Annotated in this window: 15 protein-coding genes and 3 tRNA genes; 5 read left to right on the top strand and 13 right to left on the bottom strand. The window is 73.0% G+C overall.

Going from position 1 to position 13,880, the window contains the following annotated elements:
- Positions 1–13: 13 nt before the first annotated feature.
- On the bottom strand, positions 14–1,531 hold the full coding sequence (leuC, locus tag L1785_RS12275) for a 3-isopropylmalate dehydratase large subunit (protein ID WP_236089556.1): 1,518 nt from the start codon (positions 1,529–1,531) through the stop codon (positions 14–16).
- Between the two features lie 75 nt (positions 1,532–1,606).
- On the opposite strand from leuC, the gene L1785_RS12280 reads away from it, so the two are divergent.
- The 3 genes from L1785_RS12280 to L1785_RS12290 are packed head-to-tail and all read left to right on the top strand — an operon-like array spanning position 1,607 to position 3,352.
- A complete protein-coding gene (locus tag L1785_RS12280; protein ID WP_236089557.1) occupies positions 1,607–2,326 on the top strand; it encodes an IclR family transcriptional regulator in 720 nt (239 codons plus the stop codon).
- A 55-nt stretch (positions 2,327–2,381) separates the two neighbouring features.
- Positions 2,382–2,603, top strand: coding sequence for a hypothetical protein (locus tag L1785_RS12285; protein WP_236089629.1), 222 nt, complete (start codon positions 2,382–2,384; stop codon positions 2,601–2,603).
- 23 nt (positions 2,604–2,626) lie between these two features.
- The gene (locus L1785_RS12290; RefSeq protein WP_236089558.1) at positions 2,627–3,352 is read left to right on the top strand and encodes a PH domain-containing protein; all 726 of its coding nucleotides are present in this window, start codon (positions 2,627–2,629) and stop codon (positions 3,350–3,352) included.
- 57 nt (positions 3,353–3,409) lie between these two features.
- Here the strand turns inward: L1785_RS12290 and L1785_RS12295 are convergent.
- From L1785_RS12295 to L1785_RS12305, 3 genes are all read right to left on the bottom strand, one after another.
- A tRNA-Glu gene (locus L1785_RS12295) sits at positions 3,410–3,482 on the bottom strand.
- A gap of 37 nt (positions 3,483–3,519) precedes the next feature.
- Positions 3,520–3,592: transfer RNA gene (locus tag L1785_RS12300), tRNA-Glu, on the bottom strand.
- A 96-nt stretch (positions 3,593–3,688) separates the two neighbouring features.
- Positions 3,689–3,760 (bottom strand) — tRNA-Gln (locus L1785_RS12305).
- Between the two features lie 123 nt (positions 3,761–3,883).
- Here L1785_RS12305 and L1785_RS12310 point away from each other — a divergent pair.
- Positions 3,884–4,654, top strand: coding sequence for a class I SAM-dependent methyltransferase (locus L1785_RS12310; protein ID WP_236089559.1), 771 nt, complete (start codon positions 3,884–3,886; stop codon positions 4,652–4,654).
- Here the strand turns inward: L1785_RS12310 and L1785_RS12315 are convergent.
- Positions 4,633–5,592 carry a LysR family transcriptional regulator gene (locus L1785_RS12315; RefSeq protein ID WP_236089560.1) on the bottom strand — a complete coding sequence of 320 codons (960 nt, stop codon included), beginning with the start codon at positions 5,590–5,592 and terminating at the stop codon, positions 4,633–4,635. The genes L1785_RS12310 and L1785_RS12315 overlap by 22 nt on opposite strands.
- 70 nt (positions 5,593–5,662) lie before the next feature.
- On the opposite strand from L1785_RS12315, the gene L1785_RS12320 reads away from it, so the two are divergent.
- Entirely contained in the window at positions 5,663–6,703 is a 1,041-nt protein-coding gene (locus tag L1785_RS12320; protein WP_236089561.1) for a YeiH family protein, read from the top strand.
- Between the two features lie 3 nt (positions 6,704–6,706).
- Here the strand turns inward: L1785_RS12320 and L1785_RS12325 are convergent, their stop codons facing one another.
- The 8 genes from L1785_RS12325 to L1785_RS23230 all read right to left on the bottom strand — a co-directional run bounded on the left by L1785_RS12325 (position 6,707) and on the right by L1785_RS23230 (position 13,879).
- Positions 6,707–7,468 carry an HAD family hydrolase gene (locus L1785_RS12325; protein WP_236089562.1) on the bottom strand — a complete coding sequence of 254 codons (762 nt, stop codon included), beginning with the start codon at positions 7,466–7,468 and terminating at the stop codon, positions 6,707–6,709.
- Positions 7,465–8,430, bottom strand: a complete 966-nt coding sequence (locus tag L1785_RS12330; RefSeq protein WP_236089563.1) for a CPBP family intramembrane glutamic endopeptidase — start codon at positions 8,428–8,430, stop codon at positions 7,465–7,467. The genes L1785_RS12325 and L1785_RS12330 overlap by 4 nt, the downstream gene beginning before the upstream one ends.
- A complete protein-coding gene (gene gltX, locus L1785_RS12335) occupies positions 8,427–9,863 on the bottom strand; it encodes a glutamate--tRNA ligase (protein WP_236089564.1) in 1,437 nt (478 codons plus the stop codon). The genes L1785_RS12330 and gltX overlap by 4 nt, the downstream gene beginning before the upstream one ends.
- Before the next feature lie 165 nt (positions 9,864–10,028).
- A complete protein-coding gene (locus tag L1785_RS12340; protein ID WP_236089565.1) occupies positions 10,029–10,388 on the bottom strand; it encodes a hypothetical protein in 360 nt (119 codons plus the stop codon).
- Between the two features lie 161 nt (positions 10,389–10,549).
- Positions 10,550–11,545 (bottom strand): patatin-like phospholipase family protein, encoded by a 996-nt coding sequence (locus L1785_RS12345; RefSeq protein ID WP_236089566.1) that lies wholly within the window; start codon positions 11,543–11,545, stop codon positions 10,550–10,552.
- A gap of 248 nt (positions 11,546–11,793) precedes the next feature.
- Positions 11,794–12,348, bottom strand: coding sequence for an NUDIX hydrolase (locus L1785_RS12350; protein ID WP_236089567.1), 555 nt, complete (start codon positions 12,346–12,348; stop codon positions 11,794–11,796).
- 125 nt (positions 12,349–12,473) lie between these two features.
- Complete coding sequence (locus L1785_RS12355) at positions 12,474–13,148, bottom strand: NADPH-dependent F420 reductase (RefSeq protein ID WP_236089568.1); 675 nt, start codon at positions 13,146–13,148, stop codon at positions 12,474–12,476.
- A 65-nt stretch (positions 13,149–13,213) separates the two neighbouring features.
- On the bottom strand, positions 13,214–13,879 hold the full coding sequence (locus L1785_RS23230) for a 4'-phosphopantetheinyl transferase family protein (RefSeq protein WP_236089569.1): 666 nt from the start codon (positions 13,877–13,879) through the stop codon (positions 13,214–13,216).
- Between the last annotated feature and the right edge of the window lies 1 nt (position 13,880).

The raw sequence follows: 13,880 nt of genomic DNA on the forward strand, positions 1-13,880 counted from the left end.
CTCCAGTCTCAGGTCAGCGCAGGACCGGCAGCGGCAGCGGCAGCTCGACGACGACGGTGTCGGGCACGGCAGCGCCCACGCCGTCCAGCGGCGAACCGTCGAAGGTGGTCAGGTCCACGTCCGCGGGCAGGTCGAGGTCGGCGAGGCTGGACAGCGTGCCCCGCACGGCGGTCGCGGCGGCCACCAGCGGCGACACCAGGTGCGTGCGCCCGCCCTTGCCCTGACGGCCCTCGAAGTTGCGGTTCGACGTGGAGGCGGACCGCTCACCCGGCGCGAGCTGGTCCGGGTTCATGCCGAGGCACATCGAGCAGCCGGCGTTGCGCCACTCGGCGCCGAACTCCTTGAAGATCACGTCCAGGCCCTCGGCCTCGGCCTGCAGCCGCACGCGGGCCGACGCCGGGACGACGAGCACGCGCACGTCGGCGGACTTGTGGCGGCCCTTGATCACCTTGGCGACCGAGCGGAGGTCCTCGATGCGCCCGTTGGTGCAGGAGCCGATGAACACCGTGTCGACCTTGACGTCGCGCAGCGGGGTGCCGGGCTCCAGGCCCATGTACTCGAGGGCGCGCTCGGCGGCCACGCGCTCGTTCTCGTCCGCGATCTCGGCCGGGACCGGCACGGACGCGGAGAGCGGCAGGCCCTGCCCCGGGTTGGTGCCCCAGGTGACGAACGGCTCCAGGTCGGCGGCCTCGAGGACCACCTCGGCGTCGAACTCCGCGTCGTCGTCGCTGCGCAGGGTGCGCCAGTACGCGACGGCTGCGTCCCAGTCCGCCCCCTCGGGGGCGTGCGGGCGGCCCTTCAGGTACTCGAACGTGGTCTCGTCCGGCGCGATCATGCCGGCGCGGGCACCGGCCTCGATGGACATGTTGCAGACCGTCATCCGCGCTTCCATCGACAGCGTCCGGATGGCCTCGCCGCGGTACTCGAGCACGTAGCCCTGACCGCCGCCGGTCCCGATCTTGGCGATGATCGCGAGGATGATGTCCTTGGACGTGGCGCCGGGCGGCAGCTGGCCGTTCACGGTGATCGCCATCGTCTTGAACGGGGCGAGCGGCAGCGTCTGGGTGGCGAGCACGTGCTCCACCTCGGACGTGCCGATGCCGAACGCGAGCGCGCCGAACGCGCCGTGCGTGGAGGTGTGCGAGTCGCCGCACACCACCGTCAGCCCCGGCATGGTCAGGCCGAGCTGCGGGCCCACCTGGTGGACGATGCCCTGGTCGGCGTCGCCCAGGCTGTGCAGGCGGACGCCGAACTCCCTCGCGTTGCTGCGCAGCGTCTCGATCTGGGTGCGGCTCGTGGTGTCCGCGATCGGCAGGTCGATGTCGAGCGTCGGGGTGTTGTGGTCCTCGGTCGCGATCGTGAGGTCAGGGCGGCGGACCTGCCGGCCCGCGAGCCGGAGGCCCTCGAACGCCTGAGGGCTGGTGACCTCGTGCACGAGGTGCAGGTCGATGTAGAGAAGGTCGGGCGATCCGTCCTCGCCACGGCGCACCAGATGCGCCTCCCAGACCTTCTCAGCCAGCGTGCCGGCCATGCGGGTTGCCTCCTCAGTAGTGACTTCTCACGGCCCGACTTGCAATCTCACGTTCCGAGACGGCAATATCGAGGTATGGACGATACTAGCGGAGTCGGCGTGCTGGACAAGGCCGCGTCCGTATTGGGTGCTCTTGAGGCGGGGCCCGCCACTCTGGCGCAGCTCGTGACCTCGACGGGGCTCGCTCGACCGACGGCGCATCGCCTCGCGGTCGCACTCGAGCACCATCGCATGGTGGCGCGTGACATGCAGGGCCGGTTCGTGCTCGGCCCGCGCCTCAACGAGCTGGCGACCGCCGCCGGCGAAGATCGTCTGCTTGCCGCGGCCAACCCCGTGCTCATCGCGCTGCGGGACCACACCGGCGAGAGCGCCCAGCTCTACCGCCGCCAGGGCGACCACCGCGTGTGCGTGGCGGCGGCCGAGCGGCCGGTCGGGCTCCGCGACTCGATCCCGGTGGGTGCGACGCTCACCATGCACGCAGGGTCCGCCGCGCAGATCCTGCTCGCGTGGGAGGAACCCGACCGCCTGCACCGCGGCCTGCGCGAAGCCGTCTTCACGGCGACGATCCTGTCCGGCGTCCGACGCCGGGGCTGGGCGCAGTCCGTCTCCGAGCGTGAGCTCGGCGTGGCGTCGGTGTCCGCACCCGTGCGCGGCCCGTCCGGTCGCGTCGTGGCGGCCGTCAGCGTGTCCGGCCCGGTCGAGCGGCTCTCGCGCCAGCCAGGCCGCCTGCACGCAGGTGCCGTGGTCGCCGCCGCCAACAAGCTCACCGAAGTCCTGCACCGCGCGGGGGAGTGACGGCGCGCCGACGTCGGTGTTCCGCAGTTACCCGTCCGGAAAGTACGCTTTCGCATTGAACGTGGTCCCGACCGGGAGCACGCACGACGAGACCGTGAGGACTCCGATGCCGCCGAAGGTGAAGACAGCCCTGATCTGGGTGGTCGTGATCTTCTTGATCTACGCGATCATCTCGAATCCGACAGGCTCCGCTGATGTCGTGCGCGCCATCTGGGAGGTCATCGTCGGCGCGTTCGCTGGGTTCGGTCAGTTCTTCGCGAGCCTGATCCGGATCTGACCCGACCTCGGGACCGACCGTCCGTGACCGACACCACGAGCATCCTGCTCCGTAACAGCGCGCTGCGCCGGTACGTGTCGGCGAAGGAGAAGATCGTCTTCGCCACGCGACGCCACTGGGCGCGCCTGTGGGAGCCCGCGCTCAGTACCGCCGCGGCGTTCGTCGCGGTCGCCTGGATGACGGTCGCCGTCGAGGAGCTCGCGATCCTCTGGGTGGCGTGGGGCGTGCTCGCCGTGCGCCTGCTCATCAAGTGGCTCGACTGGCGCCAGCAGTGGTTCGTCGTGACGAACAAGCGGCTCATCGTCATCGACGGCTTCATGGACCAGAGCGGCACCTTCGTGCAGGTCGACAAGGTCACCGACATGCAGTACCGACGCCCGCCGCTCGGCCAGCTCCTCGGCTTCGGCGAGTTCCGGTTCGAGTCAGCGGGCCAGGACGAGGTTCTCAACCTCGTGGACTACATCCCCGAGCCCGACGAGCGGTACCGGCAGATCATCGCGGCGCACTTCCTCCCGGCGGAGAAGAAGGAGGAGCCGAAGACGATCTTCGTCGTGCACGACGGCCCGCAGCGCGGCTATCCCGCGGGGCCGCCGTCCTACGAGCCGCCGGCGACCGTCACTCAGCCCATCCCGGTGGTTCCGCCGCACGACGACCCACCTGCCCGGCGCGGGCACCTGCCGGGCGGTCCGACGACGTCGTACAGCGAGACGCGCCCGCCCCGGCCGTTCCTGGAGGGCGGGGAGCGCTGACGGACCCGTCGCACGACGAAGGCCCGGTCCCTCGCGGGACCGGGCCTTCGTGCTGTGTACCCCCAGCGGGATTTGAACCCGCGTTACCGCCGTGAGAGGGCGACGTCCTAGGCCGCTAGACGATGGGGGCCCATGGCTGTCCCGCCGACGAAGCCGGTGGAACTGCGTACCCCCAGCGGGATTTGAACCCGCGCTACCGCCGTGAGAGGGCGGCGTCCTAGGCCGCTAGACGATGGGGGCCTATGACTCGATCGATCCTCTCGGACCGTCCGTGCCGGTGAGAACTCTACTGCATCCTTCGCGTCGTCCGCGGCGGATGTGCCATAGAGCGCTGCGCTGGGGTACCAGGACTCGAACCTAGACTAAGTGAACCAGAATCACTCGTGCTGCCAATTACACCATACCCCATGGGGGTAACGCCCTCCGCGACTTTCCGGGGGCCTCACCGACGGGAAACACTACCCGACGTGGGCCGAGCCGCCAAAACGGAAACCAGGTGCCGTCGGTCACGTCCCGTGAGACGGTACGGTCATGCCGGACACCGCGCCTGACCTGGACCCGTACTCCCTCGCAGACCGCGCCGCCTCGTTCGAGCACGGGGCCGACGTCTACGCCGCGGTACGCCCGTCATATCCCGGGGACGCGGTGTCGTGGCTGCTCCCCCAGGGTTCCCCGCGCGTGCTCGACCTCGCCGCCGGGACCGGCAAGCTCACGGCGCTGCTCGCGGACCGCAGGCTCGACGTCGTCGCGGTGGAGCCGTCCGAGTCGATGCTCGGGCACCTGCGGGCCACGCTGCCGGGCGTCACGGCCATGGTCGGCACCGCGGAGGAGATCCCGCTGCCGGACGGGTCCGTCGACGCCGTGCTCGTCGCCCAGGCCTGGCACTGGTTCCGTCAGCCCGCGGCGTCGGCCGAGATCGCACGCGTGCTGCGCCCGGGCGGGCACCTCGGCATCGTCTGGAACACGCGCGACGACGCGGTCGACTGGGTGGCCCGGTTCGGCGAGATCCTGCACCGCGGCGACTCGCTCGAGCCCACCTCGGCCGCGGCCCGCGTCGGGCCCCTCGGCGACGCGTTCGGGCCTCTGGGGACCGCCACCTTCCGGTGGGTGGACCGCATCACGACCGCCTCGCTGCGGCCGCTCGCCGCGTCCCGGAGCTACCTCATCTCGCTGCCCGAGGCGGCGCGCGACGCCCTCCTCGCCGAGGTCGACGAGCTCGTGGCGACGCACCCGGACCTCGCTGACCAGGACGTCGTCGGGCTGCCGTACGTGACGGAGTGCTACCGCGCGGTGCGGGCCTGAGCCGGTGGCCGGCTCGGCGGGCGCGCACCGGCGATGGCGGCGAGCCGGCCCGCGACGGACGACAGCCCCGGACCGTCTTTCCAGACGAGGCGCAGGCGCCGGGTCAGGTCGAGCCCGGCGACCGGCACACGCACAAGGGTGCCGCGCGCGATCTCGTCGGCCACGGTGAGCGCCGAGAGCACGGCCACGGCGCCACCGTGCTCCACGGCCGTCTTGAGGGCCGCTGTGGAGCCCAGGGCCGGTAGGTCCGCGGGAAGCTGCGCGCCCGCCGCCGCGAGCGCCTGCTCGAGGATCTCGCGGGTGCCTGACCCGGTCTCGCGTACGACGAGCCCGCCCGCGAGCAGGTCCGCCACATCGACGGACCGGCGTCGGGCCCAGCGGTGACCGGGCGCCACGACCACGACGAGCTCGTCGGGGGCGACCGTGCGGCTGCGCAGGCCGCGCCGCACGGTCGCGCTCTCCACGAACCCGAGGTCGGCGGCGTCCGCGAGCACGAGGTCCATGACCTCGCGCGAGTTGCGGACCAGCAGCTCGACCGCCGGCCCGGGCGCTCCCGGCGAGTTCGCGAGCGTCGCGAGCCAGCGCGGCGCCAGGTACTCGGCGACGGTCAGGCTGGCCGCCACACGCAGCCGGCCCTGTGGCGCGGCGCCGACGACGGCCACCGACTCCTCGAACCGGTCGGACGCCTCCACGACCTCCCGCGCCCAGGCCGCCGTGACGCGGCCCGTCTCGGTGAGCCGCGCGCCGCGCGTGGTGCGGCGCAGGAGGTCGAGCCCGAGGCGGCGCTCCAGGCGGCGCAGACCCGCGGACGCGGTCGGCTGCGAGACGCCGAGCGCCCGCGCGGCCCCGCTGATCGAGCCGTGCGAGTCCGTCGCGACGAGCAGCTCGAGCAGGCTCAGCGGGATGCGGTCCCCGCGCGCGCGTCCGTCGTCGGCCATAGACGAAGGCTATGGCTCCCTCGGAGGCTGCGCCTACCGCGGGGCTCGGCGCTCCGAGCACCCTGGAAGGGTGCTCCGCTCCCTGCTGCCCGGCCTCTGCCTGAGCGCCGCCGCGACGGCGGTCCTCGTCGCGACCGCAGGGCTCGTGCAGGCCGTCTCGCCGCTGGTGCTCGCGCTCGTCCTGGGCGCGCTCGCCGGGTCGGCGGCCGGGGCGCTCCGCCCGGGACCGTCCGGGCGCGCATGGGCCGCCACGGGGCCGGGGACGGCGTTCACGGCCCGCACGGTGCTGCGGGCCGGCGTCGTGCTGCTCGGTCTCCAGCTCTCCGTGCCGCAGGTGCTCGGGCTGGGGGTGCCGGGGCTGCTGGTGGTCGTCGTGACGGTCGGGGCGACCTTCGCGGCGACGCTCGCGCTCGGGCGGCGGCTCGGCGTCTCGCGGGACGCCACGCTGCTCGTGGCGACCGGCTTCGCGATCTGCGGCGCGGCCGCGGTCTCCGCGATGGCGGGCGTGGCCGAGCGGGCAGGCGGGCGGCGGGCAGACGCCTCCCCCGACCCCCAGGACGACGTCGCCGCGGCCCTCGCCCTCGTCACCGTCTACGGCTCGCTGGCGGTCCTCGTGCTGCCGTGGCTCGCCACGCACCTGGGACTGACCGCTGGACAGGCCGGGCTGTGGGTCGGCGCGAGCGTCCAGGAGGTCGCGCAGGTCGTCGCGGCCGCCGGTGCCGTCTCCCCCGACGCGCTCGCCACCGCGACCGTCGCGAAGCTCGCCCGGGTAGCGCTCCTGGCACCGGTCGTGGCCGTCGCAGGCGCCGTGCTCGCGCGGCGCGCACCGGCGCTCCGCGACGGCCGCCGGCCGGCACCGGTCCCGTGGTTCGTCGCGGGCTTTCTCGTGGCGGTCATGGTCCGCAGCACGGGCCTGCTGCCACAGGGCGTGCTCGACGCCGCACAGCACGCGACGACCCTGCTCCTCGTGGCCGCGATGTTCGCCATGGGGCTCGGCGTCGACCTGCCGCGGCTGGCGCGCACCGGACGCCGGGTGCTCGCCCTCGGGGCGCTCGGCTCCGTCGTCGTGACCGGGACGGCGCTGGGCGCGCTGCTCGCCGTGGGGGCGTGACCGTCAGAGCCCGAGGACGCCCGTCAGGTTCGCCAGGCTCGCGATGACGGCCACGCCGTCATCGCGCAGGGTGTGCGGGTCCTGCGCCTCCTCGGCCGCGTCGGGACCCCCGTACCCGGCGCCCCGGCGGTGGTCCGGCCGGTCGAGCCACACGCCGACCAGACCCGCGGCTCGCGCCGCCCGGGCGTCCACCTCGGGCTCGTCGCCCACGTACGCCGTGCGCACAGGATCGGTACCGAGGCGGCGGGCGCCCTCGAGGAAGACCTCTGGCGCGGGCTTGCCGTAGCCGAGCGTGTCGACCCCGACCAGCACCGGGACGTCACCCAGCCCGGTCGCCGCGAGCTTGCGCACCTGCAGCTCCACGGCGGCGTTGGTCACCACGCCGACACGGACGCCGGTCGCGAGGACGGCGTCGACCGCCGCCCGCGCGTCGGGGTGCGCGGCCCAGGAGCTCTCGAACGTGGTCCAGAAGAGCCGGTCCCACGCGGGGAAGACGGCATCGGTGATCGGCGGCCCGCCGTACGTCTCGTGCAGCAGGGCCGCGCGGTGGCGGCGCTGCGTCAGGTGGTCCATCTCGCCGCGCGTGTAGCGACGGTAGAAGCCGCCCGGATCGGTGCGCCAGTGCGACACGAGCTCGGGCTCGCGTTCGGCCGGCAGGTGGGGCAGGTACTCCGCGCGCACGGCAGCTATCGCCCGGGCGAACGCCGCCCTCGTGTCGACGAGCGTGTCGTCGACGTCGAACAGCACGCCGTCGACCTGGCTCATCCCACGACCTCCGCCGGCCCGCCGGCGGAAGCCACCGCGCGCGGCGGGACCACCTCGGTCTGCGGGCGCCGTCGTCGGGCCCAGGCCAGGACCACGACCGCGGCGACCACCGTGGAGCCGATGCTCACGGCGCCGTCGAGGGCCGACACCTCCGTGATCAGGAGCGAGTCGTCGACCGTGCCGGAGGCGATCGCCCAGCCGAAGGCGAGGAGGTTGTTCACGACGTGGAGGCCGATCGCGCACTCCAGGCCGCCGGTGCGCCACACCAGCAGGCTCGCGACGACGCCGAAGATCAGCCGGTCCGCGAACAGCCACCCGTTCTGGGTGCCGTGCGCCAGCGCGAACAGCGTGGCCGACACCACGAGAGGCACGGCCACCGCGAGCCATCGCGAGCGGCACCAGGAGCCGACCGTCTGGCTCAGCCAGCCGCGGAAGAAGTACTCCTCGCCCGCGGCCTGGAGCGGCGTCGTGAGCAGCACGACCGCGGCGAGCCCGAGCCAGGCGGGATCGGGGTCGAGGCCCCAGCCCTCGAGCGGCCCCGGCGCGGCGGCGTCGATCGCCAGGGGCACGCCGAAGCCGAGCAGCACGATCGCCGCCGCGCCGAGTCCCGCCGAGCCCAGCACGAGCCGCCACCGCAGGCGCCCGGTGACGGACGCGACGAGGCCGGGCCGCGCCCGCTGCGCCCACGTCGCGAGCAGCGCCACGGGGATACCCAGGGCGAGCGACAGGTTGTTCACGAGCATGCCGACGGGCGACGCGAACCAGGCCTCGTCGATCGTGTCGAGCGAGATCGGGCCGACCACTCCGGCCAGCTCGAGCACGACGGCGGCCACCGCGACAACCACGATCGCCGCGACCAGGATCACGCCGATCCCGACCACCACGCCCAGCCCGACGAGCGGGCGCCACCACCGGTACCACGGGCCGCGCAGGGCCTGTGGGTGGACGAGACCGTCGGTCACTCGGGGCCCGCCGGCACCCCGGCGGCCAGCCGCGCGAGCGCGGCGTCCACCCGGGCCAGGACACGCTCCCGACCGAGCAGCTCGAGCGACTCGAAGAGCGGGAGCCCGACGGTGCGGCCCGTCACGGCGACGCGCACCGGCGCCTGCGCCTTGCCGAGCTTGAGCCCGTGCTTCTCGCCGACGGCGGTGATCGTGTCCTTGAGCGCCTCCGGCTCCCACGTCGCGTCGGCGAGCGCGGCGCGCGCGTCGGCCAGCAGGTCGGCGGCACCGGCCTTCATGGTCTTGGCCCACGACTGGTCGTCGATGATCGGCTCGTCGAGGAACAGGAAGTCGACGTTGGCGGTGATCTCCGACAGGAGCGCGATGCGGGTCTGGGCGAGCGGCGCGACCGCTGCGAACACCGCCGGGTCGTACGCCTCGTCCGCCCACGGCGCGCGCGGCGCGCGCAACCACGGCTCGCACGCCGCGGCGAACGCCTCCGGCGCGAGCGCGCGGATGTACTCGCCGTTGAAGGAGGTCAGCTTCTTGATGTCGAAGAAGGCCGGCGCGGAGTTCACGTCCTCCACGCGGAACCGGCGGACCAGCTCCTCGAACGGCAGGATCTCCTCGTCGTTGCCCGGGGCCCAGCCGAGCAGCATCAGGTAGTTCACCATCGCGTCGGGCAGGATGCCCTCCGCGAAGAAGTCCTCCAGGGCCACCTTGTCGCGGCGCTTGGAGAGCTTCTGGCGCTTCTCGTTGACGAGAACAGGCAGGTGGGCCCACACCGGCGGCGTGGCGCCGAGGGCCTCCCACAGCATCTGCTGCTTCGGCGTGTTCGAGAGGTGCTCCTCGCCGCGGATGACGTGCGTGATGCGCTCGTCCATGTCGTCGACGACGTTCGCCAGCAGGAACACCGGCGACCCGTCGCCGCGCGCGATCACGAAGTCCTCGATGACGCCGTTCGGGAATGTGGGGTTCCCGCGGATCAGGTCCACCACGGCCGTCTCGCCGTCGTCCGGCGTGCGGAAGCGCAGCGCGCGTCCCGGCTCGTACGCCAGGCCACGGTCCCGGCAGAAGCCGTCGTACCCCGCGTGCTGCGAGCCGGTGCGCTCCACCAGCGTCTCGCGGGTGCAGTCGCAGAAGTAGGCGCGGCCGGCGTCGGACAGGCGGGCGGCGGCCTCCTGGTGCAGGCCCACGTTCTGCGACTGGAAGTACGGGCCCTCGAAGGTCGGGTCCTCCGGGCTGATCCCCAGCGCCCTCATCGCGGACAGGATCCCGTCCACCCACTCGGGCTTGTTCCGCGCGGCGTCCGTGTCCTCGATCCGCAGCACGAACGTGCCGCCCTGCTGCTTCGCCACGGCCCAGTTGAACAGGGTCGAACGGGCGCTGCCGACATGGAACATGCCGGTGGGCGACGGGGCGAAGCGGACGCGGATCGCGGAGGAGGAAGTCACGGCCCAAGCCTAGGCGGTCGCACCGGCATGCGGCCCCGGGCTCCTTCCGGTGCCCGACGCCGTCCGGCTGGTCACCACCGACGGTCCGCTTCGAGAAGGCGATCAGGTATCGCCTCGGTGGGCTTGGCGACACCTGATCGCCTTCTCGAAGCGGACGCGAGCGCCTCACATGCACAGGCTCTTGAAGTCGGTCGCACCCTCGCGCAGGCGGAACACCTCCCGGTGGCCGGCGTCGTCCGTGAAGATCGCGGTGTCGCCCTCGACGACGAGCAGGCCCTCGTGAACCGGGTTGTCCCAGCCGGGAGGCGGGTTCCCGCTCCCGTCGTCGAGCCTTCCGCCTACCCGCTCGTACCAGCGGCCGTCGTGCATGACCTCGTCGATCCCGCAGTGCGTCAGGAGCGTGTACGGCACGCTCTGGGAGGTCGGCGTGCCAGACGGCGGCGCCCCGGGCGACCCGTCACCGCACCCGGCCAGCACCCCGAGAACGAGCGCCAGCGCTCCTGCTGGACGCGCCCATCGCCACATCGCAGCCACCTCCCGTGCGACACGTCTCGCTGAGCATCTGTGGCGAGGCCACCGGTCCTTTCACGGCTCATCGCAATCGAGGTTGTAGTCGGGGTCTGAGTCCGCCGGCTTCAGCAATGAGCGTGCGATGTAGTTCGTCAGGTTCCGGAATTTCGAGGGTGTCAGCGCCAGAGTTCGGTGAGCTGCTCCGCAAGGGCTCTGCCTTGCTCGTAGCCGGCTCGAGCGGCGGGCGGACGCAGCGACAGATCCATCGCATTGGCGCCGAACATGTGCTCGGAGCTGCTGTCCGGGAAGATCGTCTCGACTCTGCTGCCGCGGGCGCGTAGCTCGTCGACCTGCGCTGCAAGATGCATGCCCCAGTCCAGCGGCGCCAGTGTTCTGCCGCCGAAGGGTGACAGCACCAGCACCCGCCCGTATCCGGCTGCCAGATCGGCATTCTCGGCGTTGGATCGGTAACCGCCGTCGATATATCGGTTGTCCCCGATCCTGTAGGGAAGGCCACTGGCACAGCTGGCGGCGACGGCGTCCGCCAGGTCGACTCCGCTGTGGCGGTCGAACACGACCGGTTCACCGGTATGGGCATCGACCGCCGTGATGAGCACCGTTCGCTGCGGCCAGCGCTGACTCGGCAGCCGCGAGGCGACGGTGGCGCGCCACTGTGCTTGCCAGGAGCCGTCCGACGCCGCATCCATGTCGAGTGCCGCCGCGCCCATTCTGCGGCGCATGTCAGCCGCATCCTCAGCGGAGGCGATGATCTTGCTCATCCTCTCCATGTGGTCCGCCACCGGCATGATCGGAACGCGTCCTCGGTCGGATCCGACTGGACCGGTCCGTTGCTGGGGGGCAGCGGCAAGGATTGCGGCAAGCAGCTCGGTCGGGGTCGCGCCAGCTATCTGGGCCGCGGCCGTCGAGCCGGCCGACGTCCCGATGGTCATGTCGGCCGTGGTCACGTCCAGCCCAGCATCGAACAGGCCGGCGATGACACCGATCAGCCACGCGTTGCCTGTCGATCCGCCGCCACCGAGGACCAACGCTCGCTCGCCCGCGGCGGGCACCCGCTTTGTGACGTCGACCTGCGGCTGATCCTGGTCAGACCTCGGCCGCTCGGAGGCCGTCGTCGAGGTGACGTGCGGAGTTGAAATGGGTGTTGTGTTCATGGGAGTCGCCTTTCTCGAATTGCCTGGCGGGCGCTCCCGGTGGCGACTAACTCAGTCGCGCGATCGTGGACTGCAAGGGAGCACCCAGTGCGGATACTGCGTTCATGGGTCTCACCTCCTGCCGATGGATCACGATCGCCGAGACGCTAGCACGCCGGCGACGCGTTGCGCAGCCGGCACAAGCCGGTTGCCGTGTTGCTGTCGAACGCGCCGCCGACCGCCACACCCTCATCTGTGATGGGCCTCTTTCACGCTCCGCGCGCCGCGAGCCGCTTCCGGGCAGCCTCCACCAGCGCGACCAGGCTCGCGTCGGGATCGGGGAGGGCGTCCGCCGGCCACCAGGCGACGTCGAGCGACTCCTCGCTCACCGCGTGCACGGCGTCCGGCCCGGCCACCGCCAGGAAGCGGACGTCCAGGTGGTGCACGTCGCCGCGGCCCCCGCAGAACGGCACCGCATGCTCGTCGAGGTGGACAGGTACCGGGTCGAGCGCCAGGTCGAGCCCGGACTCCTCGGCGACCTCGCGTGTCGCGGCCGCGAGCAGCGAGCCGTCGCCCCCCTCCAGGTGGCCACCGAGCTGGAACCACCGCCGCGCCTTCGCGTGCAGGGTCAGCAGGACGCGGGCGCCGTCGTCGGACAGCACGATCGTGGAGGCTGTCAGGTGGTCCGGGACGCACTCGCGGTGCACGCCGTCGGGGTGTGCCTCCAGGTGCCGCACGTACCGCTCCCGCAGCCGCTCCTGGTCCGCGTCGGGCGCCGGCCACGACCGGAGCACCTCCGATGCGTCGTCCCGCAGCGATCCCATCCGCACTCCTTCGATTCCGCGCCCGCGACCATGTAGCTGTTCACGTTCTGGGCCGCAGCACGTGAACAGCTACATGGTCGCCGATCCGGGGACGGGGACCGATCCGGGGACGGGCACGGCCAATGTCAGGCCGCCGCCTCGTCCACCGCCTCGCGCACGGGAGCGCCGGCCTCCGCGGCCCGCGCCGCCAGCTCCGCCGCGGTGAGGAACGCCCCGAAGACCGGCCCGCCGGCCTCCAGGAACCGCCCGGCCGTCAGCCCGCCCAGGTCGACGGGGTCGAAGCCGAGGGAGTCCACGAGCTGCGCCACGACGGCGCCGGCCTCGGGGTCGTCCGTGGCCACGCCGACGGCTCGCCGGTCGGCCGCGCCGGCGGGCCGGGCGTCCGTCTCGACGTCGTGGTAGCCGAGGTGGTTGAGCGACTTGACCCACCGGGCACGCGGGTTGCGCCGGGCCACGACCTCGGAGGTCCCGAGCCCGGCAAGCTCGGGCATCGGCCCGTCGACGGGCTCCCAGTGGTTCATGAGGTCGACCACGACCTTGCCGTCGAGCGCCGCGTAGGGCAGGTCGCCGGAGCGGGACAACGGCACGGCGAGCAGCACGACGTCGGCCCACGCGACGACGTCGGCCCCCCGCGCGGCGGCCACCGCCTCCGCGCCGGGCGCGACCGTCTCGACGATGAGCTCGAGCATGAGCGAGTCCTGCCGGGGCGACCCGACGACCCGCACCTCGTGCCCTGCCTCGAGGGCGCGCTCCGCGAGCGCCACCCCGACCTTCCCCGCACCGAACAGACCGACCTTCACGGCCACCTCAACGCGCGGGCGCCCCGCAGGCTTCCCCGGGCCCGGCTCCGCGGCCCGACCCCTGGTCAGAGCCCCGCCAGCAACGCCGTCCCATCCAGGGTGCGGACTTCCAGCGGGCTGTCGCTGAGCACCGCCACGGCGCCCACGGCGCCGGGCAGGGCCACGTCCGCGAGCGCGATAGGCAGCCCCGGGTCCGGCCCGTGGTGCACGACGGCGGCCGGGTCGTCCGGGGCGCTGACACGCACCGCGGTGAGGTCCACGGTCAGGCCGAGCCCGGTCGCCTTGAGCACCGCCTCCTTGCGCACCCAGGTGCGCAGGAGGCCGGCATCGTCGGCGGGGACCGGCTCTCCCTCGCCGAGGAGGATCCCGGCGACGTCGGACATGTCGCGCCGGTCCGCCGGTTCGGCGTCGACCCCGACGGGCAGCCCGCTCGCGGCGACCACGACCAGTCCTGCGCAGTGGCTCACCGACAGCAGCGGACCCCCGTCGACGTACGGCGCGCCGTGCGGGCCGCCGCAGCGCGGGCACCGCCGCTCGACGGCGACCACGCCCGGCGCGATGCCGAGCGTCCGGCCGGCCACCGCCCGCACCAGCAGCGACGCGACGACCGACAGCCGCCGGTCCTCCGCCCGGCGGTAGCCGTCCGCCCTCGCCCGCTCGACCGGCCCGAGCAGGTGCTCGGGCACCGACCCGAGCCCCGCGGTCCGCACCGCGACCACGTCGACAGCCACG

This window comes from Antribacter soli (assembly GCF_021568775.1).
Classification (GTDB): Bacteria; Actinomycetota; Actinomycetes; order Actinomycetales; family Cellulomonadaceae; genus Antribacter; species Antribacter soli.

What these genes read in the sequence shown, in the direction of transcription:
- leuC (WP_236089556.1), bottom strand. Translation starts at nt 1,531, where the DNA reads ATGGCCGGCACGCTGGCTGAGAAGGTCTGGGAGGCGCATCTGGTGCGC.
- L1785_RS12280 (WP_236089557.1), top strand. Translation starts at nt 1,607, where the DNA reads ATGGACGATACTAGCGGAGTCGGCGTGCTGGACAAGGCCGCGTCCGTA.
- L1785_RS12310 (WP_236089559.1), top strand. Translation starts at nt 3,884, where the DNA reads ATGCCGGACACCGCGCCTGACCTGGACCCGTACTCCCTCGCAGACCGC.
- L1785_RS12315 (WP_236089560.1), bottom strand. Translation starts at nt 5,592, where the DNA reads ATGGCCGACGACGGACGCGCGCGCGGGGACCGCATCCCGCTGAGCCTG.
- L1785_RS12325 (WP_236089562.1), bottom strand. Translation starts at nt 7,468, where the DNA reads ATGAGCCAGGTCGACGGCGTGCTGTTCGACGTCGACGACACGCTCGTC.
- L1785_RS12340 (WP_236089565.1), bottom strand. Translation starts at nt 10,388, where the DNA reads ATGTGGCGATGGGCGCGTCCAGCAGGAGCGCTGGCGCTCGTTCTCGGG.
- L1785_RS12345 (WP_236089566.1), bottom strand. Translation starts at nt 11,545, where the DNA reads ATGAACACAACACCCATTTCAACTCCGCACGTCACCTCGACGACGGCC.
- L1785_RS12350 (WP_236089567.1), bottom strand. Translation starts at nt 12,348, where the DNA reads ATGGGATCGCTGCGGGACGACGCATCGGAGGTGCTCCGGTCGTGGCCG.